Raw genomic sequence first — 23,630 nt, 5'->3', positions numbered from 1 at the left:
ATCTTTCCGCATCGGCTCGTAGTTTCTTTCTCGTAGCAGGAGACGAGCGCAGGAGACCGCAATGACCTTTCTCGTGACCGGGGCCACCGGAACCGTCGGCCGCCACATCGTGGACGAGCTCGTCCGGGACGGCCGGCGGGTGCGCGCCCTGACCCGCGACCCGGGCCGGGCCGCCATGCCCGCCGGGGTGGAGGTCGTGGCCGGCGACCTCACCGTGACGGACAGCCTGGTGTCCGCGTTCGACGGGGTCACCGGGGTTCACCTGATCAACTTCGGCGGGGACGACTACGGGCTGCTGCGGAACGGCCGGGAGATCGCCGAGCTGGCGGTCAAGGCGGGTGTGCGCCGGGTCACCGTCCTGGGCGGCTGGGACCAGGGCACGCTGGAGCCCGCCGTACGGGCCGCCGGCCTGGAGTGGACCTTCGTGTGCCCGACCGAGTTCATGTCCAACGCGTTGGGGTGGGCCGAGCCGATCCGCACCGAGGGGGTGGTGCGCGAGCCGTTCGGCGACGCGACCACCGCCATGGTCCACGAGGCCGACATCGCGGCCGTGGCCGCCAGGGCGCTGGTGGAGGACGGCCACGCGGGCAGGACGTACGGCCTGACCGGTCCCGAGCGGCTGTCCATCCGGGACAAGGTCCGCGTCATCGGTGAGACGATCGGCCGGCCCGTCGGGTTCGTCGAGCTGACCGAGGAGCAGGCGCGCGAGCGAATGGCCGCCGAGGGGCAGCCGCAGGAGCTGATCGACTTCCTCATCGGCGTGTTCGCCAACGTGCCGGAGGAGCCCAACATCGTCAACGACACCGTGGAGCGGGTCACCGGCCGCCCGGCGCGCACGTTCGCCCGGTGGGTCGCCGAGCACGCCGACGCCTTCCGCCCCTGACGGGCGTCCGGGCGGGAACCACCGCCCGGACGCGACCCGCCGTCCGGCCTGGGAACCGTCCGGGCGGGGATCACCGTCCGGACGGCTCCCAGGCCGGGGAACGGCCGAGCATGCCGAGGATCACCTCGAAGCGGGGGGCGTCCGCGGGGGCGGCCAGGCCCGGCCGGAACGCCGAACCCGGGGCGAGGCGCCGCTCGTCGTCCGGGATCGCCAGGGCGATCGGCCAGGCGGCCTCCACCAGGTCCGCGTCCGGGGTGAAGGGGACGCCGAGCGAGCGGGCGACGTCCCAGCCGTGCACGAGGTAGTCGATGAAGTGGAAGCCGATGGCCTGGGGCGCGGGGAACACCGCTCCCTCCCCGAACTCGGCCAGGGCGAAGGCGCGGTCCGGCACGCCGTCCGCGGCGAACGCCGTCGTCACCCGCTCGGCGGCCTCGACGTAGGCGGAGACGGCGTCGGCGCCGGGCGGGCCGACCCGCCACACCTCCGGGTCGGCCCCGCGGCCCTCGGCCGCGGCGGCGAAACCGTGGTGCTGGGCGGTCATGTGGGCGAGCAGGTCCGCCAGTGTCCACCCCTCGCACGGCGTCGGTCGCGCGAGGTCGGCGGCCGACGCCCCGGCGACCAGGTCCACGCTCGCCCGGACCGCGCGCTCGTCCAGCTGCCGGATGTCCACGGCTTCTCTGATGTCCACGGTCGCCCCCAAAATAAATAAGCAGATGCTTATCATCTACAGGGGCTTATCATCTGTCAAACGTATAGTGGGATGCCGTGACGGACCGCCCCGACCTGGCCGCGATGTTCCTCCCGCTGACCCGGGCGCTGATCGACGCCGAGCGGCCCGTGCTGGCCGAGCACGACCTGTCGATGTGGGCGTACGGCGTCCTGCTGGCGCTGGAGGAGGGGCCGCTGCGCACCCAGGCCGCGCTCGCGCAGTCCATCGGCGCGGACAAGACGCGCATCATCGGGGTGCTCGACGACCTCCAGCGCAGGGGGCTCATCGAGCGGGTCCCCGACCCCGCCGACCGGCGCGCCCGCCTCCTGTCACTGACCGCCGAGGGCCGCCGCCTGCGCGACTCCGCGCAGGCGGGCATCCGCCGCCGGGAGGAGCGCCTGCTGGCGCGCCTGCCCGAGGGCGACCGCGAGGGTTTCCTGCGGGCCCTGTGCGCGCTCGCCGCCCTGCCCCCCCACGAGATCACGGACCCCCCTCCTGAGGTCGCGGACCCCTGAAACGGGACGGCGAGCGCGCCGGCGCCCTGAGCGCCCGTGGCCGGCGCGTCAGACGCGCTGCCACAGAGCAGGGACGTTCGGGGGCTCCCACCCTGCGTAGGCCGTGTGCGCCTGGATGCACCGGTAGGTGACGTCGCCGTAGGTGACCTGGTCGCCGGCCCGGTAGTTCGTCCCGGCCTTCCAGGTCCCGCCCCCGTTCGGCGGCGGGGTGATCGTCGGGGTCGGGCTCGGGCTGGGCGCGGCGACGTTGAGCACGAAGTCGAACGTCGCCTCCCTGCCCGACCCGACCGTGCGCACGGTCATGAGCAGGGCCGGGTTGTAGATCGTGTCGGTGTTGTTGCGGGGCTCGCCGGGGAAGTAGAGCTGGGTGGTGAGCACCGGCCCGTTCGGCGCCTGGACCTTGACGTGGATGTGCCTGGTCCGGCCGGGGTACAGGCCCGGCACGATCGTGGTGAGCCGGAAGGCGCCCTGCGCGTCGCTGAACTGGTGGCCGCGGAAGGTGTATCCCGTGTTGTCGTAGGCGCCGTTGTTGTCGGCCTGCCAGAAGTCCAGCAGCGCCCCGGCGATCGGGCGGCACGAGCGGCCGAACACGTACCCGCTGACGGTCAGCGGGACACCCGGCGTGCCGGGCCCGGCCAGTGAGGTCCGCAGCGGCGAGCCGGGCTTGAAGTAGGGGCCCTCGATCTGCTCGATCGTCGGGGCGTCGCCGTCGTCGCAGGCCGGGGTGAGGGGGAGCGGACCGTCCGTCACGGCGCTCGCCGGCGCCGTGGCCCGGCCGACCAGCAGCGGGGCGGCCGGTACGGCCACGAGGGCGGCCTTCAGCAGCGTCTTGCGGCTGATGCCCCCGCCTCCGTTCTCCTCGGCGTTCTCGGGTCGGGTGTTCTCGGCGTCCACGGTGGCCTCCTCGGGGGTTCGGGGAAACATGCCTCGCGTCCGGGCGGACCCGCCTGCCCTGGCGGCACGCCGTACGGCCTGCCGGACGCGCCCGGCGCCGGAGGCCGGTCCGGACCGGCCCGGGTGTGACGGGGCCGTACGGTGACCGCGGGCCGGTCCGGACCCGGCGCTCCGGGTCGCCACCAAGCTGTCATCGACTCCGGGGCCGGAGAACCCCACGATTTTGCATAACGTCGCCATATGCAGCCCCGGGCGGCGCCCGTCGGCGCCGCATGACCTCGCCACGGGCCGCGCCGTGAGCGGCGTCCCTCTCGCCCGCCCGCGGCACGGCCGGCCGTTCCCGTGCCGAGTTTCAAATCATTTGGGTTATTTCATGCCCAGTGTTCGTTTTCGGAGCGGCCGGGAACGCTAGCCGGACGACGAGAGGAGACCGAAGTGGAATACAAGGAGTTCGTCCAGACGGTCGCCGACCGCACGGTCCTGACGCGTGAGGAGGCGGCGGACCTCACCCGCGCGGTGATGCGGACGCTCGGCACCCGGCTGAGCTCCGGCGAGGCGCGCTACCTCGCCGAACGGCTGCCGGACTCCCTCGGGGAGCTCATCCCGGCAGAGGGCAGGAGCGAGCAGTTCGGGCTCGACGACTTCATCACGCGGGTGGCCCGGCACGCCGGCCTGAACACCGAGGCGGCCACCGAGGGCGTCCGGGCCGTCCTGAGGGTCCTCCGCGAGACCGTCAGCGACGAGGTCTTCGGCCACGTCGCCTCGCAGCTCCCCGGCGGCTTCGAGCGGATGGCCGGCTCCGCGACCTGACGGCCCGCGCCAGGCGACCGCCCCACCTTCCCTACCTGCGGTTTCATGCCTAAAGTAGTGATAAGGGCGTTCGTGATCAGCCGCTTCGGCCCGGCTGGCCGTACCGGCTGATCCCGGCGACGCCGTACGGGCGACGCCGTACGGGCGGTGCCACTCCGGCCCGCGCCGTACGGACGGGCCGCCGGGGTCCGCCCGGTCGGCGGGCCCGCCCGAACGAGTCCCCGGGGAACGAGCGAGTCCCCGGGGAGAGCGGGGGCATCCATGACGACCGACCCGCCGCTGGGCGCCGGGCTCTACGAGTTCTCCCCCTTCCCGCACATCGCGGACTACGCGTTCCTGTCCGACTGCGAGTCCACCGCGCTCGTGGCGCCGAGCGGGAACGTCGAATGGCTGTGCCTGCCGAGGATGGACTCGCCCAGCGTGTTCGCCGCCGTGCTGGACCGGGACGCCGGGGGGTTCCGGATCGGCCCGACCGACCTCAGGGTGCCCTCCGCGCGCCGGTACCTGCCCGGCACCATGGTGCTGGAGACGAGCTGGGGCTCGCCGACCGGCTGGATCGTGGTGCGCGACGCGCTGCTCATGGGCCCGTGGCACCACGAGGACGAGCTGTCGCACACCCACCGCAGGGCCCCGACCGACTACGACGCCGCCCACGTGCTGCTCCGCACGGTGCGCTGCGTCAGCGGGGAGATGCAGGTCACCCTCGACTGCGAGCCGGTGTTCGACTACGGCCGCAGGCCGGCCCGGTGGGACTACACCGGCCAGAACTACCACCAGGGCGTCGCCCGCGCCGACGGGGCCGATCTGGAGCTCACGCTGACCACGGACATGCGCCTGGGGTTCGAGAAGGCGCGGGCCAAGGCGCGGACCCTGCTCCGGGAGGGTGAGACGCGGTTCTGCGCGCTCTCCTGGACCGCCCACGAGCCGCCCCGCACCTTCGAGGACGCGTACGGCAGGCTCGTGTGGACCGCCCACCACTGGCAGCACTGGCTCGCCAGGGGCGACTTCCCCGACCACCCGTGGCGCGGGTTCCTGGAACGCAGCGCCCTCACCCTCAAGGGCCTGACCTTCGCCCCGTCCGGCGCGCTGGTCGCGGCGGCGACGACGTCCCTGCCCGAGACCCCGGGCGGGGAGCGCAACTGGGACTACCGCTACACCTGGATCCGCGACTCCACCTTCGCGCTCTGGGGCCTGTACACCCTCGGGTTCGACTGGGAGGCCGAGGACTTCTTCGCCTTCATCGCCGACGTCGCCGAGCGCGACAAGGAGATCCAGGTGATGTACGGCGTCGACGGGGAGCGCGACCTGGAGGAGCATGTCATCGAGCGGCTGGGCGGCTACGAGGGGGCCAGGCCGGTCCGGGTGGGCAACGCCGCCTACAAGCACCGCCAGAACGACGTCTGGGGCGCCGTCCTGGAGTCCTTCTACATCCACACCCGGTCCCGGGACCACCTCGACGAGCGGATCTGGCCGGTCCTGAAACGTCAGGTGCAGTCGGCCATCAAGTACTGGCGGGAGCCCGACCGCGGCATCTGGGAGGTGCGCGGCGAGCGCCGGCACTTCACCTCCTCCAAGGTCATGTGCTGGGTGGCGGTCGACCGGGGCGCGCGGCTCGCCCGGCTCCGCGACGACCTGAAGCTGGCCGAGAAGTGGCGGGCGGTGGCCGACGAGATCCACGAGGACGTGTGCGCCCACGGCGTCAGCGAGCGGGGGACCTTCCGGCAGCACTACGGCACCGACGCGCTGGACGCGTCGCTGCTGCTCATCCCGCTCCTGCGGTTCCTGCCGCCGACCGACCCCCGGGTGCGCGCCACGGTGCTGGCCATCGCCGACGACCTGACCGTCGACGACCTCGTGCTGCGCTACGACCCCAAGGAGACCGACGACGGCATGGCCGCGGAGGAGGGGGCCTTCACGATCTGCTCGTTCTGGCTGGTGTCGGCGCTGGTGGAGATCGGGGAGCACACCCGGGCCCGCAAGCTCTGCGAGAAGGTGCTGTCCTTCGCCAGCCCGCTGGGCCTCTACGCCGAGGAGATCGACCCCTACAGCGGGCGCCACCTGGGGAACTATCCCCAGGCGTTCACCCACCTCGCGCTGATCAACGCGGTCATCCACATCATCCGGGCGGAGCGGCGGCACGTCACCGAGAGGATGTGGCAGACCTCCGAGACGGAACCACTATGACCGTGCACGGCGCCTCGCGCAGCAGCGCCTGGCAGACCACGCCGAGGGGCAGCTCCACCGGGTCGTCGTCCCCGAAGTCGCCGATCACCACCAGGGCGGCGTCCTCGGCCGCCCGGTGCAGCAGCCGCGTGTAGGGACGGGAGTCCACGGTGCTCTCGACCTCCACCCCGGGATACTTCTCCTCCCACACCGAGATGTCGCAGTAGAAGCGCTTGGCGAACGGCTTGGGGTCGTCGGTGCCCGCCGGGCACAGGCAGAACGCGGACAGCGGCACGCGCCTGATCCGTGCCGCCTCGAACGCGACCTTCAGCTCGCCCCGCTCCATGCGGGTGCTCTCCACGCCCACCACCACGCGGCCCTCGCGCGACCGGCGGAGGTTCTTGACGACCGCCACCGGGCAGTAGGCGTGCGCGGCGAGCTGCGCGGCGGTCGAGCCGATGCGCAGCTCATCGAAACCGCCCGCTCCGCGCTGGCCGACCACCACCAGATCGGCGGCGGCCGCCTCGGCCAGCAGGGTGGCGGCGGGCGAGCCCATGTCGAGACGTCCCCTGACGTCCAGCCGCGGCGCCAGCCCCCGGGCGAGGTCGACCCCCCGGTCGAGGACGTACCGGCCCATGTGCGCCAGGACGTCCATCGTCGCGGGATCGACGAAGTTCACGGGGTACGGCTGCCGCCAGACGTGGCAGACGGACAGCGGGACGAACCGCATCCGTGCCTCCTCGACGGCCCAGCGCACCGCCTGCTCGCTCGCCTCCGAGCCGTCGTATCCGACGACGATCAGACCTTCGTCACGTGCCCGCATGGCATCCCCCGCCCTGCTGTATGTCCCCTCATCTCTATGTTTGCCCCGTTTGCCGGTTATGGCGAGCATCGGGTCGGGAGACGGGCCTGGCGCGGCCGGCGCCGGGCATGGAGGCGCGCCGGCCGCGGCGGATGCCGGGCGCGGAGACGCAGGGGATCAGGGGAAAGGGCCGGCCGCGGACGGGAGGGGGACCGACCGGAAGGGGGGCCGGATCAGGCGCGCACCATCGCGGCCTGCTCCGCGGGCGAACGCTCCTCCCGGGGACGGCCCTGCGGGCCGGACTCCGGTGCGGCGTCCCCTCGGCGGAACCGGGCCGCTGCGGCCGGGCCTGCGTGGAACCCGCCTGCTCGGGGCGGCCCTGATTCGGGTGGACGGCCTCGGCGGGGGCCGCCGTGGCATGGGCGGCGTCCGCGGCGGATCGGCAGGCGCAGTATCCGTTCGCCACGATCAGCCGGGCTCGCTGCGCCGTGTAGGCACGCGCGTCCGCGGCGGGCGGGACACCGTTGCAGGTGGCGCAGACAACGGGCTGACGATCCATGGGCGGGATTCCTTCCTGAGGGGGCCGCCGGACGATGAAGACCCGATCGGCTGACTGCTCCTGCCCAGAGGAGAAGGAGTGAATCTCCCTGTCGGGACTTCCATCGTACTTCGTGTCATAGAGCGATCATGCGGATACGGAAAGCGATCTTGGGGTGTTCGTCGCGCCTCCCGGAGGGAGGCTCCCGTCACTATAGGCTTTTCCCGCAACAGTGGGTGAACTAGTGTTCGACTGTGCCGAAGATCCTGCTTCTTGTCGACGTCCAGCGCAACATGCTCGAACCCCCGGAGCCGGTGCCCGCCGCGCGGGAGGTCGCGCTCGCCCTCACGACCCTGCTGGAACGCGCCCGTACGGCCGGCGCGCCCGTCGTCTTCGTCCGGAACAACGGAGGGGAGGGCGACCCCGACCTCCCCGGCACCCCCGGCTGGGAGCTCGTCCACGACGTGCTCCCCGGCGAGCACGTGATCGACAAGCACAGCCCCGACGCCTTTCTCGGCACCGGCCTCGCGTCGCTCCTGCAGCCTGCGGCGCCGCTGGTCGTCGCGGGGATGCAGAGCGAGTGGTGCGTGCGGGCCACGGCCCTGGCGGCTCTGGAGCGGGGCCACCCGGTCACCCTCGTGCGCGGCGCCCACGCCACCTACGACGCCGGCGAGCCCGCCGCGGCCGTCTCCCGGAGGGTCGAGGAGGAGCTCGCCGTCGCGGGCGTCCGGATCGCCGATCTCGACGAGGTCACTATGTCGTGACCGTGTTCTTCGTGGTCCTCCCGGCGTCGTTCCCCGCGGTGTCCTTGGTGATGACGGGCCGCTCTGCGGCGATCGGCCGCCTCCGCAGCAGCGCGTTGGCGGCCACCGCGACGCACACCAGGCCGAGCAGGAAGCCCCAGCTCACGTCGGTCAGGTGGTGCATGCCCCGGTACATCCGCGAGTAGCCGATCATCAGGGGGATCCCCAGCCCGACCACCCACCACAGCACGTTGAGGATCTTGTAGCGGTGGGTGTGCAGGGTCAGTATCAGCGCGAGGCCGCAGTAGAAGGCGACGGCCGCGCTGGTGTGGCCGGAGGGGAAGCTGGAGGTGGGGGGCGCGGGGTCCAGGTGCTGCACCTCCGGCCGCTTGCGCTGGGCGAAGACCGTGGCCAGCAGGAAGATGGCCGACTGGGAGAAGACGGCCAGCGTCAGGAAGGCCGACTCGTTCCAGCGCTTGAACGCCAACCGGAAGACGATGATGAGCACCGCGGTGCCGGCGATGATCGTCGGCATGTCGGAGAAGGCGGTGAAGGTGTCCGTCAGCGAGTTCCAGAAGGCGTTGCGGTCCTTGGTCATCGCCGCGTTGACCCCCTCGTCGTTCGCGATGAGGGTCGTGGTCTGCAGGACCTTGGTGATGAGGAGCCCGACGCCGATCGTCAGGGCGGCCATGAGGACGAGCGGCAGGAGGATGAGGCGCGCCGCGTTCTTGAAGTCGATCGACGTTTTCGACATGGCGCGCGAACTACCCTAAAACATCTCCTCAGAACGTTCCGGCTCGACACCTTCCTTGTGCGGTTCGACCGGCCTGCGGCCTTCCTCGCGCCGCCAGCTCTCGAACCCGGCGACGGTCCCGGCGACCACCACCACGCCGAGGGTGAGCCCGGCGGTCACGTCGCTGAGCCAGTGGACGCCGAGCGCCACCCGCGTGTAGGCGACGAAGATCGCGATGGCCGCCGCGACGATCCACGCGGTCATGCGCGCGGCCGTGCTCCTCAGGGACGGCAGCAGGATGAGCACGAGGACGCACACCCCCGTCGCGGCCGCCATCGCGTGCCCGGAGGGGAAGGAGGCGCCCGGCGCCGTCGCCACCGGGTCGGGCAGGACGGGCCGCGCCCGGTTCACGATCTCCTTGACCGCGAGGTTCAGCAGCCCGCTGACGGTGATCGTGACCACCGCCCACACCGCCAGCCGCCGGGCTCCGCGATACCAGAGCCACAGGGCCGCCGCCACCACCAGCGCCCGCCACACGTTCGGCCCCAGCACCTCGGTCGCCACGCTCAGGAAGTGCGTGTAACGGGGCTCCGCGAGGGCGCGGGTGTGCAGGCTCCGCGCCACGCTCTCGTCGAGGTCGTTCAGCGGGGTGAAGGAGGAGACGACGAACACCAGGAGCAGGATGAACGGCACGGCGAACAGCGCGACCAGGGCCACCGCGAGGGTGAGTCGCGTACCCAGACGGCGGTCCGACGCCTTCCTGTCATGGCGGCCGGGCAACTTGAGCATTCCATACGGGTACCCGAGGACGCCCGGATATGCGTGGGAGACCGTAAAAGGGAAGCCGCCGGTCTCCGGTGTCCCGGTCGCGGTGACCGGGAGGCCGCCGTCAGGCGGCGCGCCGGGCCTCGCGCCGGGTGGTCCAGCGCAGAACGTCGCAGTGGCGCCGCTCGGCCTCGGCGAGGGCGGCCTCTCCGGCGTAGGAGTCGAGTACGGCACGCAGCCACGGCATCTGCTCAGTGACGTCCCGCCACGCCTGGGCCGGGTCACCCGCGCCGAGTTCGAGCAGCGCGTCCAGGTGCGCCGCGTAGGCGGTCCACCACTGGCGGCTCAGTTCGGCGAGGAACCCGCCCAGGCCGCCGAACTCCTGCTCGATCTCCGGCTCCCACCACGGCGGCACGGTGGTGGCGCCGGTCTCCTCCAGGTCGCGGAGGACGACACGGGCCAGGGTGCGCCGGCGGCGGACTGCTGCGGAACGTGACAGAGTGCTCATATGCCTCACTCTGCCGCCTTCCACTTGCTGATCACTTAAAACCCTGTTGACGGCGGTTGCGGGGGTGTGCCCGGACGGCGCCCGGAGTGTGCCGGACTGTGTCCGGGGGTGTGCCGGACCGGGGCCGGGGATGTTCCGGAGCGTGCCCCGGGACGCGCCGGACGGCGGCCCGCCGGGAGCGATTGGCCCAAGGCACCGGACGGCACTAGTCTTTGCCGCAGATCATTCCGCCTTGCGTCCGCGGAGCTACCTCGGCTCGGAGGAAGCTTTTCCCATGACTCAAGGTGATGGACCATCCCGGCCCGTCGGCTACGACCCGGACCCCTCGCGCGGTGTTCCCCGCGCCGGCGCGCGCGGGCGGCACGTCGACCGGCCGCCCGGAATCCGGCGGCCCGACCGGCCGTGACCGGGCTCCCGGCCCCGGCCCGGCCCGGTTCACGAACCCGGGCGATCCGGTTCCCCGGCCCGGCCCGGTTCGCGGGATCCGATCGGTCCGGTTCCGGGTCCGGAACGGCCGTGAACGGCAGCCCGTGAAACCCCGGCAGGAGAGCGTCCCATTGGACTCGCGGTGGCCGCCCCAAAGGTAATAACCGTTATTTCTCCTATTTCTGGGCAGTCGTAACGCCCACGTCAAGTAGGTAGGCCGACGCTGAAAGGCGCCACACATATGACCCATGTCGATCCGGACTCACTGGTCGCGAGTCTCAGACGTCTCCAGACGGCCTCGTCCGCCCAGGGGAAGGGCATCGTCCACCAGCTGGAGCGGGCCGTGGACGTCGTGGACACCCTCTTCGGCTACTCGGGCGCCGGCCTGATGTTCGCCGAGGAGGGCGGCAAACTGCGCTACCTGGTCGCCACCGACGACCGGGGACGCAGCCTCGAAGGCGCGCAGCTCCACCTCGGCCAGGGCCCGTGCGTGTCGGCCTACGCGGAGAACACCGCGGTCACCTCGACCGACGTGCACTCGGACCCGCGCTGGCCGAAGCTCGCCGACCTGCTCCACCCCGAGGTGCGGGCGGTCGCCGGGGTCCCGGTACGGCTCGGCGGCGACCCCGTGGGCACCCTGAACGTCTACCAGTCGGAGCCGTACGAGTGGGACGAGTCGGACGTCCAGGCCCTCTACGCCTACGCCGACGTGATCGAGCAGCTCCTCAGCGCCGCGATGGCCGCCGAGGAGAAGAGCGCCCTGGCCGAGCAGCTCCAGTACGCCCTGGACTACCGGGTCGTCATCGAGCGGGCCATCGGCTACCTGATGGGCAAGCACGACCTCACCGCGGCCCAGGCGTTCACCGGGCTGCGCAAGCGGGCCAGGGACAGCCGCCGCCGGGTGGCCGATCTCGCGGCCGAGGTGCTGGGGGAAGGGGCGGGCGAGCCGAGGTGAGCGTGCGCCCCGCGACGACCGGCCGGGGCGATCAGGCGCCCCGCGGCCGGCCGGGCCGGGCGGCCGCCCCGCGGCGGACGGTGGGCGCCCCGCGGCCGGCCTGAGCGGGCGTCCACCGGCGAGCCGTACCGCTCGCCGGGGGTACTAACCTGATCGGTGATGTATCGATTCGTGTTCACGCAGGTCCTCAGCCGCTTCGACCCGGAGGATGTGCACCATCTGACGGTCCGCGCGCTCCGCCTCCTGTCGGTGACGCCCGCGGTCAAGCGGCTCGTCCACCGGCGGCTCGCCCCCCGCGACCCCGCCCTGCGCGTGCGGGCGTTCGGCGTGCACTTCCCCGGCCCGTTCGGGCTGGCGGCGGGCTTCGACAAGGACGCCGGGTGCGTGGAGGCCATGTCCGCGCTCGGCTTCGGTCACGTCGAGGTGGGCACGATCACCGCGCACGCCCAGCCGGGCAACGCCAGGCCCCGCCTGTTCCGCGTTCCCCGCGCCCGCGGCATCGTCAACCGGATGGGCTTCAACAACGCCGGGGCGGGTGCGGCGGCCCGGGTGCTGAGCCGGCCGCGCGGGGTCCCGGCCGTCGTGGGCGTCAACATCGGCAAGACCAAGGTCGTGCCCGAGTCCGAGGCCGTCCAGGACTACGTCACGAGCGCCAGGGAGCTCGCCCCGCTGGCCGACTACCTCGTCGTCAACGTCAGCTCCCCGAACACCCCCGGCCTGCGCGACCTGCAGGCCGTCGAGCTCCTACGGCCGCTGCTCGCGGCGGTCAAGGAGGTCGCCGACGCCACCCCCCGCCGCACCCCGCTGCTGGTCAAGATCGCCCCGGACCTGGCCGACGACGACGTCGACGCGATCGCCGACCTGGCCCTCGGCCTCGGCCTCGACGGCATCATCGCCACCAACACCACGATCCGCCGCGACCTGGACGCCGCCGGGCGGGGCGGCCGGCCCGACGAGCACTGGAACGAGACCGGCGGGCTGTCCGGCCGTCCGCTGAAGGACCGCTCGCTGGAGGTGCTGCGCAGGCTGCGCGCCCGGGTGGGCGACCGCCTGACGCTGGTCTCGGTGGGCGGCGTGGAGGACGCCGACGACGTCTGGGAGCGCCTGCTCGCCGGGGCCACCCTCGTCCAGGGCTACAGCGCGATGATCTACGAGGGACCGCTGTGGGCCCACCGGATCCACCGCGAGCTGTCCCGCCGGCTGCGCCGCCGCGGCGTCACCGACCTGCGAGAGGTCATCGGCCTCACGGCGACCGGGGCCGATACCCTCACCGGAGGAAACGAGGGTGGGAGGCGCTGATGAGCGTGATCACGTATACCGTCACCGGGATGACCTGCGGCCACTGCGTCAGCTCGGTCAAGGAGGAGGTCGGCGAGGTCCCCGGGGTCACCGGGGTCGAGGTCGACCTGGGAAGCGGCCGGGTCGAGGTCTCCGGCGACTCCCCCGACGACGCGGCGATCCGCGCCGCGATCAAGGAGGCCGGCTACGAGGTCGCCGGCTGACCCGCGCCCCGGCCGGCGCGGGCCGTACGGCGCGGCACCCCGGACCCGATGCCGCGCGGACGACCCGCGCGGCCGGTCAGGCCACGCCCCGTACGGCCGCCGGCGACCGGCCCGCGGGGCCGGTCAGGCCCCGTCTCCGGCGATGCTGGGCCGCGTGGAGTCGGCGAGGTGGGTCATCTCCTCCAGCCGCCGCATGACCTCCTCCACCTTGACGGCCCGCGGCCGGTGGCGGCGGTGCCCAGCGCCGCCGAGCTGCCAGGGGCGCGGCCCGGACGGCGGGCGGTACTCGACGCCCAGCGCGTCCAGGCGGTCCAGGTGGCGGGTGAGCCGTTCCGGGAAGTCGGCGCCGGCCGCGCCGGACCAGGTGACCTCGGCCAGCGCGCAGCCACGGGGCCAGGCGCGGTAGTCCACCGCCCGTCCGTCGGGCAGCCGCTCGCTCCACAGCTGGAACTGCGCCCCCAGCACGCGCCCGCGCTGCCCGGCCGTCCACGAGGACGGCGCCGGGTCGAAGGCCGCCACGTCCGCCAGGGTGATCGCGTCGCCGATGGCGATCGGCTCGTCCTCCGAGGCGGACTCGGCGTAGTCGAAGTACAGCGGGAAGACCGGCGTCTGCACCACGTCGTGGCCCGCCTCGGCGGCGCGCCGGGCCACCTCCATCCCGCGCCAGGGCATCACGATCGTGTCGGTCCGCAGCGCGCCGCTGACGAACGCCTCGTCCCAGACGACCGCCCGGCTGCCCCGCCCGGCCAGCTCGTCCGCCAGCCGCCGCAGGAACCAGGCGTGCAGGTCGCTCGGCTCGGCGAGCCCCAGCTCCTCGCGGAACGCGGTGATGGCCGGTGAGGCGGCCCAGTCGTCCAGCACGCACTCGTCGCCGCCGATGTGCACGTAGGGCGTCTCGCCCAGCGCGCCGAGCAGCTCGTCGAACACGGCGGTCAGGAACTCGATCGTCTCCGGCAGCGGGGACAGGATCGCGGGGGAGATGCCCCAGCGGTCCAGCACGGTGAAGGGCGCGGGCTCCCGGCCGTCCGCGGCCCGCGCGCCGAGCGAGGGGTAGGCGGCGAGGATCGCCGAGGCGTGACCGGGCACGTCGATCTCCGGCACGACCGTCACGGCCCTGGCCCTGGCGTAGGCGGCGATCTCCGTGAGGTCGCCGAGCGTGTAGTGGCCGCCGTGCGGCACCTCGTCGAAGGCGTCCTCCTCGCCGCGGATGCTGGTGATCGTGCGCGGCCGGTGCGAGCCGATCTCGTGCAGCCGGGGCGCGACACGGCTCTCGATCCGCCAGCCCTGGTCGTCGACCAGGTGCAGGTGGAGCCGGTTCAGCTTGTGCGCCGCCATGAGGTCGACCATCCGCAGCACCTCGCGCTTGGGCAGGAAGTGCCGCGCCACATCCAGGTGGACCCCGCGCCAGGAGAACGCGGGCGCGTCCTCGACCCGGCCGCACGGCACCGTCCACGAGTCGCGGGCCGTCGCGGCGCGGAACGCCTCGGCGCCGAGCGCCTGCCGCAGCGTCTGGCCGGCGTAGAACGCGCCGGCCCGGCCGCCGGCCGTGATCCGGACGCCTTCGGGCGTCACCTCCAGCGCGTAGGCCTCCTCGCCCAGCGCCGGGTCCTCCGTCACCGTGACCGGCCCGTGCCCGGCGGGACGCAGGTCCAGCACGGGCAGCGCCCGGCGCAGGGAGTCCACCGGTCCGGCGGGGCCCGTGACACCCGCCCCGGAGGGAAGGTCGAAGGACCCGCCGGTCCGGTCGAAGAGGACAGGACGCGGCAGAAGATCAGTCATGCCTTCAGATCATGCCAATCCCGGCCGGACCGCGCACCCCCCGGACGGTCCGGCGGCGAGGCCGCGCGTCACCTCAGGTAGGTCTGCAGCCCGTTGGCCAGGGCAGTGGCGATCCGCTGCCGGAATTCCGGGCTCTCCAGCTTGGCGGCGTCACCGGCGTTGCGCATGTTGCCGGTCTCGATGAAGATCTTCGGAACCGTGGAGAGGTTCAGCCCGCCCAGGTCGCTGCGGAAGCTCAGCGCCTTGGATCCGACGTAGGTGGAGTACGGGATGCCGGTGCCCGAGCGGTAGGCGTTCCTGACGTCGATGCCGAGCCGCCGGGAGTCGGCCACCACCGGGTCGACCGGGCCGCCGATCTTCTTCGGAATGATCACGTGGAAGCCGTGGTCGGCCGGGCCCGCGCCGTCGGCGTGGATGGAGATCGCCGCGTTCGCCTTCGCCTTGTTGCCGATGGCGGCCCGCTCGGTGATGCATGGGCCTACGCCGTTGTTGCCGTGCCTGGTGAGCTTCACCGTCGCGCCCCGGCTTTCGAGGATCTTCTCCAGCCGCCGGGAGACGTCCCAGGTGAAGGCCGCCTCGCTGTAACCGCTGTTGGTGGCGGTACCGGTGGTGTCGCACGCCTTGCGCTGGGTCAGGACGTCGACCTGCTTGTTGATCTTCGCTGGGTACTTGTAGTTGGCTCCGTTGTGGCCCGGGTCGATGACCACGGTCTTGCCGCTCAGCGGCTTCGCCGAGGTGGTCCCGGCCGCCGGCGGGGTGGTCCGCGCCGTGGTCGCCGGGGCTGTCTCCGCCGCGGGACCGCTCGGGGCCGTCACCGGATTCGCCGCGCGGGGCGCGGGCTCCGCGTCACGCGCCGGACCCGCGGCGGTGGTGCCGCCACCGCACGCGGCGGCGCTCAGGCCGCAGGCGACGAGGACCGTCGCCAGTGCTTTACTGGTCACGCTCATCCCCCTCGAAGGAGTCGTCAACCACCCAACTTACGTGGCTCGGAACGTGACCGGCGCCACCGTCACCAGACGTGGTCGCCCATCTCCTGCTTGGTGAGGAGCGAGGCGAGCTCCCGGGCGTCCTCGGCGTCCAGCCCCAGGACCACGCGCGGGCGCCCCCACGGATGGTCGATCGAATGGGCCACGTAACTCGCCACGGACTCGGCGCCGACGTCTCCGGCGCGGCCTCGGGCGGCCCTCCAGTGTGCCCACGCCCGCTCCAACTCGGCGGCCGCGCGCTGGGCGCATGAAACCAGTTCTGGATCACGCATCGTCAACCCCCTCTTGTCACACAGGAGTGAACACCGGTGGCTTTCCGCCACTTCGGGGGTTGACCAGGTCTTGACGGGAAACTGGGGCCCGCCTGGGCGCGGTGCGACGCATCCAGGCGGACGCCTCAGTCGGGAGCCGGGCCGGTGGTACGCCGTACGACCAGCCGCGGCGTCACCTGACGCAGCCGCGAGGCCTTGCCGGGGTCGCCGATCCGGTCGCTGAGCAGCGCCGCGGCCGAGCGGCCCATGTTCCGGCGCGGCTGCTCGACGGTGGTCAGCGAGATCGGCGCGGTCCCCGCGAGGTGGGTGTTGTCGTACCCGATCACCGACAGGTCCTCGGGCACCCGCAGGCCGAGCTCGGCCGCCACCGCGAGCACGCCCATGGCGACCGTGTCGTTGGCGGCGAAGATCGCGGTCGGCCGGGGGGTGCGGGTGAGCAGGACGCGTGCCGCCGCCGCGCCGCCCTCCTCGGTGCAGTCGCCCTGCTCGACCATGATGTACGGCGCCAGCGCCCGGCGGCGCATCGCGACCAGGTAGCCCTCGCAGCGGAACCACCCCGAGGAGAACCGGGAGCCCTCGACGTGGGCGATCCGGCGGTGGCCGAGTTCCACCAGGTGGTCGATCGCCAGGCGCGCGCCGAGCTGGTCGTCGTCGACGACGATGTCCACGCCGCCGAGGTCGGTCTCGCGCTCGCCCACCACGACCGTGGGCGTGTAGGAGGTGGCCTCGATCAGCGTCTCGCTGGTGGGCGCGATGCCGAGGAGCACCAGGCCGTCCACCCGCAGCTCCAGGAACGCTCCCACGGCCTCGTCCTCGAAGGCGGGGTCCCACTGGCTGTTGCCGATGAGCAGCCGGAGCCCGTCGCCGTGCAGGCTCTCCTGCAGGCCGTCCAGGAACTCGGCGTAGAAGGGGTTGTGCAGGTCGGCGACGAGCGCGCCGACCAGGTGGGTGCGGCCCTCGACGAGGCTGCGGGCGACCGCGTTGGGCCGGTAGCCGAGCTCCCTGGCCGCCTGCAGCACGGCCTGCCTGCGGTGCTCGCTGACGTGCGGCGACCCGCGCAGGACGAGTGACACCAGCGACTTGGAGACGCCGGCGCGTTCGGCGACGTTACGGATCGTCGGCCGTGGGCGCGGTCCGTAGCCGTCGGGCGCGACGGGTTCGGTGAGCCCGCGGGCTCGGGTGGCGGTGACATTGATCGGCGGACCTGACATGGCTCTCCCCCGTGATGGTGGATGGGCACCTGTCACTCAAAACGATCGAGAACCCGAAGGGGTACGGCCTGTGTTCAGGAAGTCCGATCTTGCGATGGCCGCGGGTGCCGGGCCGTACGGGCGGGCACCGGGCGGTGTGCCGCGCGCAGGGTGCCTCTGACCAGGCGGGACGTCACCGGGGGAGGGTCGCCGAGAGCGTCGTCGGCGCGGCGTGGCGCCCGGGAGAACGGCGGCGGGCCGCCGGGCGGATCCGGGCGGGTCCGCCCGTCCGGTTACGGAGCGGATACGGAACGATTCACCGGACGGGCCCGGCCGGCTCGCGACACGCGCGGACGGCCCCGGACGAGGCGGCCCGTACGGGGCGGAAGACGATCGGCGCGCGAGGCGCGGTCGGCCTCAGGTGCCCGGTCGGCCCCGGGCGCGCGCGGGTGTGTGACCCGGTGCGGACGGCATGGGCGGCACGGACGGCACGGTACGACCGGTGCGGCCGGCGCCGTGCCGGGGCGGCGCCGGGCGGGCGGCGCCGCTCCCCACACAACCGGTGTGGTCTGCGCGCCCACGGCGTGAGCGCGCGGTTGGTCCCCCTAGTTTCTGAAGCGATCGATCCCCGTCTTACTCGGAACGCTGTTGCGGAATCCCCGCGAGCAGCGCCCGGACCTCGGTCTCCCGGTAGCGGCGGTGACCACCCAGGGTGCGGATGGACGTCAACTTGCCCGCCTTCGCCCACCGGGTGACGGTCTTGGGATCGACGCGGAACATGGTTGCGACCTCCGCCGGGGTGAGCAGCGGCTCTGCCTCGGGTGTACGAGCTGACATTTGTGCGGCCTCTCCTCCATGTGGACCGGCGACAGCGATCCTGCGACTTGACGCTTGTCACGGATGTCCGCTTATGGCCCCTTGCGTGCGGCTGTTCGGACCATATGCGGCATCACCCGATGTGACCATACAGCCACGTAGAGCGATTGGCGAGCCTTTGCGGGGCTCATCTCTCTTGTGCACCTGTTGTTGTCACGCTCGGTGATTCTAGCGACACGTTTCGTGGTATCGCAGTGAAAACGGCAAACTACTCAGTTCGTAGATGTGTCGCCGGTCATCGACTGAACTACTTATGCAGGTCAGAGGGATGATTTGCGACTCAGTTTGCTGATTCGAGAAGTTGTATTGATCTCCAGCGGAGAATCACCCGCCGGTACATGGTGAAGGCCAACTCTTCCTCGCCGGTTTCCAGACCCGTCAGGGCCGCCGAGACCTCCGCGACCGAGTGGTCGGCCTGCAGCGTGTCGTCGTCCATGAGGTGGACGATGCCGCCGTAGTCGAGCTCCACCAGCGAGTGGGGATGGAACTCCTCCAGCCAGCGCGCCACCTCCTCGATCCCGGAGATCAGCGTGTCATCGCCCACGTGCCTGCGGACGATCTGCAGGGCGCGGGCGCTGCGGCGCCTGGCGTGGGCCATGGACGTCACGTAGATCAGGTTGCGCGTGGTGGTCGCGCCGCTCCGGGGCCGGCCGTCGTCCAGGACGAGCCACCGCTCGTTGTGGTCGAAGGGGACGAACCACTCCGTGGGAACGTGCCACGTCGAGGTCCGGATGTTGGTTCGCAGCGCCGCCGAACCGCCGCGCCGCTTGAACCTGTCGAAGTCGTCGGCCGTCTGCTGGGCGACGGTGAACGGCACGAACCGCTCCGCGAGGCGGGCCGGCGTCGCCCCCCGGAAGCGGGAGAAGGCCAGCCACGACCTCAGCCGGCTCTGCCAGGGGCAGACGTACAGCACCTCCTCCACACGCCTGAGATAGGCGTTGGGGCTCTCGTGGGGAGGCGCCGGGACCGGAGGGACGCCGAGCAGGCGCCGTACCGCCTCGCCGTGCTCGGCGCGCAGGGCGCCCGCGCGACGGGGCCGGTCGGCGGCCTCGGCGTAGGCGGCCCAGGAGGCGCGCTCCTGCGGGGCGAACGCGGCCAGCGGTTCGTAGACGCGGAGGTAGGCGGCATAGGGCAGCACGACCGTAATCGTGTCATGAAGAACCGCTTCCTGTCCGGTATCGACCCCGTGCCCGCCGGGCGGGCCCGGGGCCGTCCGCCGCCGCCAGGCCGTCCCACCTGGTGGGAAGGCGGGGTTTCCTCCTCCGCTGTCCCGGAAGTTGTGGTTACTCTGAGACTGATCTCCGCCGCGACGGAGCGGCGGACCTGAACGACCGGGAGTCACCACAGTGACCGACGTCTTCGGGCTGTCCCACCAGGACATCAGCCCCTCGAACGGCCAGACCAAGCACGAGCAGGTGGTCTTCTGCTCCGACGAGCGCAGCGGTCTGTACGCGATCATCGCGATCTACAACACGGCCCTCGGGCCGGCGCTCGGCGGCACCAGGTTCTACCCCTACGAGAGCGAGCAGGCGGCGCTGGCCGACGTGCTCAACCTCTCGCGGGCCATGGCCTACAAGAACGCCCTGGCCGGGCTCGACCTCGGCGGCGGCAAGGCCGTCATCATCGGGGACCCGGCGGCGGACAAGAGCGAGGCGCTGCTGCGCGCCTACGGCCGTTTCGTGCAGTCACTGGGCGGCCGCTACTACACCGCCTGCGACGTCGGCACCTACAGCGAGGACATGGACGTCGTGGCCCGCGAGTGCTCCTTCGTGACCGGCCGCACGCCGGAGCAGGGCGGGGCGGGCGACTCCTCGATCCTGACCGCCTTCGGCGTGTTCCAGGGCATGCGCGCCGCGGCCGAGCACACCTACGGCTCGCCGAGCCTGCGCGGCAGGCGCGTCGGCGTCGAGGGCGTGGGCAAGGTCGGCCACCGCCTGGTCGAGCACCTCCTCGCGGACGGCGCCGAGGTCGTGCTCTGCGACGTCAGCGAGCAGGCCGTCGAGCGGGTCAGGGCACGGCACCCCGAGGTGAACGTCGTCACCGACAAGACCGAGCTCACCGGCGCCGACCTCGACGTCTACGCGCCGTGCGCGCTGGGCGGGGCGCTGGACGACGAGACGGTCGCCCGCCTGCGTGCCAGGATCGTCTGCGGCGGGGCCAACAACCAGCTCGCCCACCCCGGGGTGGAGAAGGAGCTCGCCGGGCGCGGCATCCTCTACGCGCCCGACTACCTGGTCAACTCCGGCGGGGTCATCCAGGTCGCCGATGAGATCGGCGGTTTCGACATGGACCGGGCGAAGGCAAAGGCCACCCAGATCTACGACACGACTCTCAAGATCTTCGCCATGGCCGCCGAGGACGGGGTCCCCCCGGCGGTCGCAGCCGATAGGCTGGCGGAACGCAGAATGTCGGAAGTCGGGCGAATTAGGGGCATTTGGCTGGGCCACTAGCGCCTCGCGCCCATACGGCGTACCGAGCCGGGCGTAAAACAGGTACGGTTGTAGTCGAACGAGAGCTGACGCCTCAAGTCAGGTGGCGTCAGTGCGTGGTGCGTTAGCGACGAGGGGTCGGGCACGACCCCACACGAGGGGGTCGAGCCAATGGGGCGCGGCCGAGCAAAGGCCAAGCAGGTCAAGGTTGCTCGCCAGCTGAAGTACAACAGCGGTGGCACTGATCTTGAGCGTCTTCGCAACGAGCTCGGAGTCAGGGACGACTCCAACCACGGTGACGACGCCAACGACTCCTACGACGAGCTGGCGGATCGCTATGCCGATTACGCCGACGACTTCGACGACCGCGACAGCGGACCGCCCGGTCGCCGTTAGGCCCAACTTCAGACGGAGCGTGAGCTGAACACCCGGTGGCCTCGGGCCACCGGGTGTTTTCTCCGTGTCCTGACCGAAGAGCGCCCCGGATCCCCGGGGCGCTCTTCGTCGTATCGGGCCGCCCGGGGACCGGCGCCGGCCGTACGGCGAGGCGGAGTCGTACGGCCGGGCGGGACGACGCGGCGGGTCCCCCTGACCTAGCGGTAGCGGGCCAGGCCGGTGCCGGGGACGACCTCGCCGAGCACCCAGGCCGGGAGGTTCCGCTCCGCGAGCAGGGCCAGGGCGGCGTCGACGGCGTCCGGAGCGACCACCGCCGCCATGCCCACACCCAGGTTGAAGGTGCGGTCCATGTCGGCCTGCGCCACCTTGCCGTGCCCGGCGAGCACCTCGAAGACCGCCGGAGGGGTCCAGGAGGACCGGTCGAGCAGCGCGTCCAGGGTCGGCGGCAGGGACCGCGACAGGTTGCCCTCCAGGCCGCCGCCGGTGATGTGGGCGTAGGCGTGGACGTCGACGGCGCGGGCCAGCTCCAGGCAGTCGCGGGAGTAGATCCTGGTCGGCTCCAGCAGCTCCTCGCCCAGCGTCCGGCCCAGCTCGGGGACCTCCGCCTCCAGGGAGAGGCCGGCCAGCTTGATGACGTGCCGGACCAGCGAGTAGCCGTTGGAGTGCACGCCCGAGGAGGCCAGGGCCAGCACCACGTCACCCTCGCGGACGCGGTCCGGGCCCAGCATCGCGTCGGCCTCCACCACGCCGGTGGCGGCGCCCGCGAGGTCGTACTCGTCGGCGCCCATGGCCCCGGGGTGCTCGGCCGTCTCGCCGCCGATCAGCGCGCAGCCCGCGAGGCGGCAGCCCTCGGCGACGCCGCCCACGATCTCGGCGATCCGCTCGGGGACCACCTTCCCGCAGGCGATGTAATCCGTCATGAACAGCGGCTCGGCGCCGCAGACCACCAGGTCGTCCACGACCATGCCGACCAGGTCGACGCCGATCGTGTCGTGCTTGCCGAGCGCCTGCGCCAGCATCACCTTGGTGCCGACGCCGTCGGTGGAGGCGGTCAGCAGCGGCCGCCGGTAGGACAGCAGCGCGGAGGCGTCGAACAGGCCGGCGAAGCCGCTGGGGTCGTCGACCACCTCGGGCCGCCGGGACCGCGCGACCTTCGACTTCATCAGCTCGACGGCGCGCTCGCCGGCGTCGATGTCGACGCCGGCCGCGGCGTAGCTGGTCACAGCTTGGCCTCCAGGACGTACTTGCCCACGTTGTCGCGGTCGATGGGAATCGGGTACACACCGTCGAAGCAGGCCCGGCAGAGCCGCTCGGCGGGAAGCGTGGTGGCCTGGGTCAGGCCCTCCATCGAGATGTAGCCGAGCGAGTCGGCCCCGAGGGAGGCGCGGATCTCCTCCACGCTGAGCGAGCCGGCGATCAGCTCGGCCCGGGTGGCGAAGTCGATGCCGTAGAAGCACGGCCAGGAGACCGGCGGGGAGGAGATCCGGACGTGGACCTCGCGCGCGCCCGCCTCGCGCAGCATCTTGACGATCGCCCGCTGGGTGTTGCCGCGCACGATCGAGTCGTCCACGACGACCAGGCGCTTGCCCGCCACGACCTCCTTCAGAGGGTTCAGCTTGAGCCGGATGCCGAGCTGGCGGATCGTCTGGGACGGCTGGATGAAGGTCCGGCCGACGTAGGAGTTCTTGACCAGGCCCTGGCCGTACGGGATGCCGCTCTCCTCGGCGTAGCCGACCGCGGCGGGGGTGCCCGACTCGGGGGTCGGGATGACCAGGTCGGCCTCGACCGGGTGCTCGCGGGCCAGCACCCGCCCGACCTCGACGCGGGTGGACTGCACGCTGCGGCCGGCGATCGTGGTGTCGGGGCGGGCGAGGTAGACGTACTCGAACAGGCAGCCCTTGGGGTCGGCCGCGGCGAAGACGCGCGAGCGCACACCGCGCTCGTCGATGGTGAGCAGCTCGCCCGGCTCGATCTCGCGGACGAACGTGGCGCCCACGATGTCCAGCGCCGCCGTCTCGGAGGCGACCACCCAGCCGCGCTCCAGGCGGCCGAGCACCAGCGGGCGGATGCCCTGCGGGTCGCGGGCGGCGTAAAGGGTCTTCTCGTCCATGAAGACGAGGGAGTAGGCGCCCCTGACCTGGGGGAGGAGCTCGGCCGCGGCGTCCTCGATGGGCCGGCCGCGGTCCTGCGCCAGCAGCGCCGCGAGCACCTCGGTGTCGGTGGTCGCCCTGGTCGAGCCGGGGGCCAGGCGCCGCGCCAGCTCGGGGGTGTTGATCAGGTTCCCGTTGTGGGCGAGCGCGAGCCCGCCGTCCTCGGTGGAGCTCAGCGTCGGCTGGGCGTTCTCCCAGACGCTCGACCCGGTCGTCGAGTAACGGCAGTGGCCGACGGAGATGTGGCCGCGCAGCGTGCCGAGCACCGACTCGTCGAAGACCTGGGCGACCAGGCCCATGTCCTTGTAGACGAGGATGCGGTTGCCCTCGCTGACCGCGATGCCCGCGGACTCCTGTCCGCGGTGCTGCAACGCGTACAGCCCGTAGTAGGTGAGTTTGGAAACTTCTTCCCCTGGCGCCCAGACACCGAAGACGCCGCAGGCGTCCTTCGGAGGACGGTCTTGGGGATCAAGGTCATGGCTCAGCCGGCCGTCGCCCTTCAGCACATGCTTCAGTCTAGGTCGGCCGAATCGCTGCTCGCGCTCCGGGGGTCGTCCGGCCTTGACCGAACTATGATCTGTCGTTTGCCGTGTCGGCCTGTTTCGG

Annotated in this window: 24 protein-coding genes; 10 read left to right on the top strand and 14 right to left on the bottom strand. The window is 72.2% G+C overall.

Going from position 1 to position 23,630, the window contains the following annotated elements:
• Positions 1 to 61 precede the first annotated feature (61 nt).
• Positions 62 to 883 carry an NmrA family NAD(P)-binding protein gene (locus ACQP10_RS35770; protein ID WP_399501807.1) on the top strand — a complete coding sequence of 274 codons (822 nt, stop codon included), beginning with the start codon at positions 62 to 64 and terminating at the stop codon, positions 881 to 883.
• A 70-nt stretch (positions 884 to 953) separates the two neighbouring features.
• Here the strand turns inward: ACQP10_RS35770 and ACQP10_RS35765 are convergent, their stop codons facing one another.
• Entirely contained in the window at positions 954 to 1,571 is a 618-nt protein-coding gene (locus ACQP10_RS35765; RefSeq protein WP_399501808.1) for a TIGR03086 family metal-binding protein, read from the bottom strand.
• 77 nt (positions 1,572 to 1,648) lie between these two features.
• On the opposite strand from ACQP10_RS35765, the gene ACQP10_RS35760 reads away from it, so the two are divergent.
• Positions 1,649 to 2,107, top strand: coding sequence for a MarR family winged helix-turn-helix transcriptional regulator (locus ACQP10_RS35760; RefSeq protein WP_386150807.1), 459 nt, complete (start codon positions 1,649 to 1,651; stop codon positions 2,105 to 2,107).
• A 48-nt stretch (positions 2,108 to 2,155) separates the two neighbouring features.
• Here the strand turns inward: ACQP10_RS35760 and ACQP10_RS35755 are convergent, their stop codons facing one another.
• Entirely contained in the window at positions 2,156 to 3,001 is an 846-nt protein-coding gene (locus tag ACQP10_RS35755) for a carbohydrate-binding protein (RefSeq protein ID WP_312873365.1), read from the bottom strand.
• Between the two features lie 435 nt (positions 3,002 to 3,436).
• On the opposite strand from ACQP10_RS35755, the gene ACQP10_RS35750 reads away from it, so the two are divergent.
• Together ACQP10_RS35750 and ACQP10_RS35745 are read left to right on the top strand one after the other, a co-directional pair.
• The gene (locus ACQP10_RS35750) at positions 3,437 to 3,811 is read left to right on the top strand and encodes a DUF2267 domain-containing protein (RefSeq protein ID WP_179822386.1); all 375 of its coding nucleotides are present in this window, start codon (positions 3,437 to 3,439) and stop codon (positions 3,809 to 3,811) included.
• Between the two features lie 261 nt (positions 3,812 to 4,072).
• Entirely contained in the window at positions 4,073 to 5,995 is a 1,923-nt protein-coding gene (locus tag ACQP10_RS35745; RefSeq protein ID WP_346018600.1) for a glycoside hydrolase family 15 protein, read from the top strand.
• Here ACQP10_RS35745 and ACQP10_RS35740 read toward each other — a convergent pair.
• Positions 5,952 to 6,797 (bottom strand): universal stress protein, encoded by an 846-nt coding sequence (locus tag ACQP10_RS35740; RefSeq protein ID WP_346018601.1) that lies wholly within the window; start codon positions 6,795 to 6,797, stop codon positions 5,952 to 5,954. The two genes, ACQP10_RS35745 and ACQP10_RS35740, sit on opposite strands and share 44 nt — an antisense overlap.
• A 771-nt stretch (positions 6,798 to 7,568) precedes the next feature.
• Between ACQP10_RS35740 and ACQP10_RS35735 the strand changes: the two genes are divergently transcribed.
• A complete protein-coding gene (locus ACQP10_RS35735; protein ID WP_346018603.1) occupies positions 7,569 to 8,078 on the top strand; it encodes an isochorismatase family protein in 510 nt (169 codons plus the stop codon).
• On the opposite strand, the gene ACQP10_RS35730 is transcribed toward ACQP10_RS35735, so the two are convergent.
• From ACQP10_RS35730 to ACQP10_RS35720, 3 genes are all read right to left on the bottom strand, one after another.
• Positions 8,068 to 8,811: a phosphatase PAP2 family protein gene (locus ACQP10_RS35730; RefSeq protein WP_346018604.1), complete on the bottom strand. Its 744-nt coding sequence runs from the start codon at positions 8,809 to 8,811 to the stop codon at positions 8,068 to 8,070. The two genes, ACQP10_RS35735 and ACQP10_RS35730, sit on opposite strands and share 11 nt — an antisense overlap.
• A gap of 15 nt (positions 8,812 to 8,826) precedes the next feature.
• On the bottom strand, positions 8,827 to 9,579 hold the full coding sequence (locus ACQP10_RS35725; protein WP_399501812.1) for a phosphatase PAP2 family protein: 753 nt from the start codon (positions 9,577 to 9,579) through the stop codon (positions 8,827 to 8,829).
• Between the two features lie 100 nt (positions 9,580 to 9,679).
• Complete coding sequence (locus ACQP10_RS35720; protein WP_179822403.1) at positions 9,680 to 10,063, bottom strand: hypothetical protein; 384 nt, start codon at positions 10,061 to 10,063, stop codon at positions 9,680 to 9,682.
• A 667-nt stretch (positions 10,064 to 10,730) separates the two neighbouring features.
• Between ACQP10_RS35720 and ACQP10_RS35715 the strand changes: the two genes are divergently transcribed.
• The 3 genes from ACQP10_RS35715 to ACQP10_RS35705 all read left to right on the top strand — a co-directional run bounded on the left by ACQP10_RS35715 (position 10,731) and on the right by ACQP10_RS35705 (position 12,946).
• A complete protein-coding gene (locus ACQP10_RS35715; RefSeq protein WP_179822405.1) occupies positions 10,731 to 11,444 on the top strand; it encodes a GAF and ANTAR domain-containing protein in 714 nt (237 codons plus the stop codon).
• Between the two features lie 159 nt (positions 11,445 to 11,603).
• Positions 11,604 to 12,743, top strand: a complete 1,140-nt coding sequence (locus ACQP10_RS35710) for a quinone-dependent dihydroorotate dehydrogenase (protein ID WP_433540503.1) — start codon at positions 11,604 to 11,606, stop codon at positions 12,741 to 12,743.
• Entirely contained in the window at positions 12,743 to 12,946 is a 204-nt protein-coding gene (locus tag ACQP10_RS35705; protein ID WP_179822410.1) for a heavy-metal-associated domain-containing protein, read from the top strand. The genes ACQP10_RS35710 and ACQP10_RS35705 overlap by 1 nt, the downstream gene beginning before the upstream one ends.
• Before the next feature lie 123 nt (positions 12,947 to 13,069).
• On the opposite strand, the gene ACQP10_RS35700 is transcribed toward ACQP10_RS35705, so the two are convergent.
• The 6 genes from ACQP10_RS35700 to ACQP10_RS35675 form a co-directional block, all read right to left on the bottom strand.
• The gene (locus ACQP10_RS35700; protein WP_346018607.1) at positions 13,070 to 14,725 is read right to left on the bottom strand and encodes a beta-N-acetylhexosaminidase; all 1,656 of its coding nucleotides are present in this window, start codon (positions 14,723 to 14,725) and stop codon (positions 13,070 to 13,072) included.
• Positions 14,726 to 14,793: 68 nt separating this feature from the next.
• A complete protein-coding gene (locus tag ACQP10_RS35695) occupies positions 14,794 to 15,672 on the bottom strand; it encodes an N-acetylmuramoyl-L-alanine amidase (RefSeq protein WP_386150837.1) in 879 nt (292 codons plus the stop codon).
• A 62-nt stretch (positions 15,673 to 15,734) separates the two neighbouring features.
• Positions 15,735 to 15,983 carry a hypothetical protein gene (locus ACQP10_RS35690; protein ID WP_179822413.1) on the bottom strand — a complete coding sequence of 83 codons (249 nt, stop codon included), beginning with the start codon at positions 15,981 to 15,983 and terminating at the stop codon, positions 15,735 to 15,737.
• 125 nt (positions 15,984 to 16,108) lie between these two features.
• Positions 16,109 to 17,194: a LacI family DNA-binding transcriptional regulator gene (locus ACQP10_RS35685; RefSeq protein WP_218911771.1), complete on the bottom strand. Its 1,086-nt coding sequence runs from the start codon at positions 17,192 to 17,194 to the stop codon at positions 16,109 to 16,111.
• Between the two features lie 612 nt (positions 17,195 to 17,806).
• Positions 17,807 to 18,010: a developmental transcriptional regulator BldC gene (gene bldC / locus ACQP10_RS35680; protein ID WP_013133571.1), complete on the bottom strand. Its 204-nt coding sequence runs from the start codon at positions 18,008 to 18,010 to the stop codon at positions 17,807 to 17,809.
• Between the two features lie 319 nt (positions 18,011 to 18,329).
• Positions 18,330 to 19,187: a hypothetical protein gene (locus ACQP10_RS35675; RefSeq protein ID WP_433540502.1), complete on the bottom strand. Its 858-nt coding sequence runs from the start codon at positions 19,185 to 19,187 to the stop codon at positions 18,330 to 18,332.
• Between the two features lie 208 nt (positions 19,188 to 19,395).
• Here ACQP10_RS35675 and ACQP10_RS35670 point away from each other — a divergent pair, with 208 nt between their 5' ends.
• The gene (locus ACQP10_RS35670; protein WP_346018609.1) at positions 19,396 to 20,499 is read left to right on the top strand and encodes a Leu/Phe/Val dehydrogenase; all 1,104 of its coding nucleotides are present in this window, start codon (positions 19,396 to 19,398) and stop codon (positions 20,497 to 20,499) included.
• A 150-nt stretch (positions 20,500 to 20,649) separates the two neighbouring features.
• Positions 20,650 to 20,874, top strand: coding sequence for a DUF3073 domain-containing protein (locus ACQP10_RS35665; RefSeq protein WP_179822416.1), 225 nt, complete (start codon positions 20,650 to 20,652; stop codon positions 20,872 to 20,874).
• Positions 20,875 to 21,071: 197 nt separating this feature from the next.
• On the opposite strand, the gene purM is transcribed toward ACQP10_RS35665, so the two are convergent.
• On the bottom strand, positions 21,072 to 22,097 hold the full coding sequence (gene purM / locus ACQP10_RS35660) for a phosphoribosylformylglycinamidine cyclo-ligase (protein WP_346018610.1): 1,026 nt from the start codon (positions 22,095 to 22,097) through the stop codon (positions 21,072 to 21,074).
• Complete coding sequence (gene purF / locus ACQP10_RS35655; RefSeq protein ID WP_179822420.1) at positions 22,094 to 23,530, bottom strand: amidophosphoribosyltransferase; 1,437 nt, start codon at positions 23,528 to 23,530, stop codon at positions 22,094 to 22,096. The genes purM and purF overlap by 4 nt, the downstream gene beginning before the upstream one ends.
• Between the last annotated feature and the right edge of the window lie 100 nt (positions 23,531 to 23,630).

The organism is Streptosporangium sandarakinum (genome assembly GCF_050942225.1).
Lineage (GTDB): Bacteria > Actinomycetota > Actinomycetes > Streptosporangiales > Streptosporangiaceae > Streptosporangium > Streptosporangium nondiastaticum.
This window is presented reverse-complemented; position numbering and strand designations above follow the sequence as displayed.

What these genes read in the sequence shown, in the direction of transcription:
- ACQP10_RS35730 (WP_346018604.1), bottom strand. Translation starts at nt 8,811, where the DNA reads ATGTCGAAAACGTCGATCGACTTCAAGAACGCGGCGCGCCTCATCCTC.
- ACQP10_RS35740 (WP_346018601.1), bottom strand. Translation starts at nt 6,797, where the DNA reads ATGCGGGCACGTGACGAAGGTCTGATCGTCGTCGGATACGACGGCTCG.
- ACQP10_RS35710 (WP_433540503.1), top strand. Translation starts at nt 11,604, where the DNA reads ATGTATCGATTCGTGTTCACGCAGGTCCTCAGCCGCTTCGACCCGGAG.
- ACQP10_RS35690 (WP_179822413.1), bottom strand. Translation starts at nt 15,983, where the DNA reads ATGCGTGATCCAGAACTGGTTTCATGCGCCCAGCGCGCGGCCGCCGAG.
- ACQP10_RS35720 (WP_179822403.1), bottom strand. Translation starts at nt 10,063, where the DNA reads ATGAGCACTCTGTCACGTTCCGCAGCAGTCCGCCGCCGGCGCACCCTG.
- ACQP10_RS35715 (WP_179822405.1), top strand. Translation starts at nt 10,731, where the DNA reads ATGACCCATGTCGATCCGGACTCACTGGTCGCGAGTCTCAGACGTCTC.
- ACQP10_RS35665 (WP_179822416.1), top strand. Translation starts at nt 20,650, where the DNA reads ATGGGGCGCGGCCGAGCAAAGGCCAAGCAGGTCAAGGTTGCTCGCCAG.
- ACQP10_RS35705 (WP_179822410.1), top strand. Translation starts at nt 12,743, where the DNA reads ATGAGCGTGATCACGTATACCGTCACCGGGATGACCTGCGGCCACTGC.
- ACQP10_RS35770 (WP_399501807.1), top strand. Translation starts at nt 62, where the DNA reads ATGACCTTTCTCGTGACCGGGGCCACCGGAACCGTCGGCCGCCACATC.
- ACQP10_RS35725 (WP_399501812.1), bottom strand. Translation starts at nt 9,579, where the DNA reads ATGCTCAAGTTGCCCGGCCGCCATGACAGGAAGGCGTCGGACCGCCGT.
- ACQP10_RS35700 (WP_346018607.1), bottom strand. Translation starts at nt 14,725, where the DNA reads ATGACTGATCTTCTGCCGCGTCCTGTCCTCTTCGACCGGACCGGCGGG.
- ACQP10_RS35685 (WP_218911771.1), bottom strand. Translation starts at nt 17,194, where the DNA reads ATGTCAGGTCCGCCGATCAATGTCACCGCCACCCGAGCCCGCGGGCTC.
- ACQP10_RS35745 (WP_346018600.1), top strand. Translation starts at nt 4,073, where the DNA reads ATGACGACCGACCCGCCGCTGGGCGCCGGGCTCTACGAGTTCTCCCCC.
- ACQP10_RS35695 (WP_386150837.1), bottom strand. Translation starts at nt 15,672, where the DNA reads ATGAGCGTGACCAGTAAAGCACTGGCGACGGTCCTCGTCGCCTGCGGC.
- bldC (WP_013133571.1), bottom strand. Translation starts at nt 18,010, where the DNA reads ATGTCAGCTCGTACACCCGAGGCAGAGCCGCTGCTCACCCCGGCGGAG.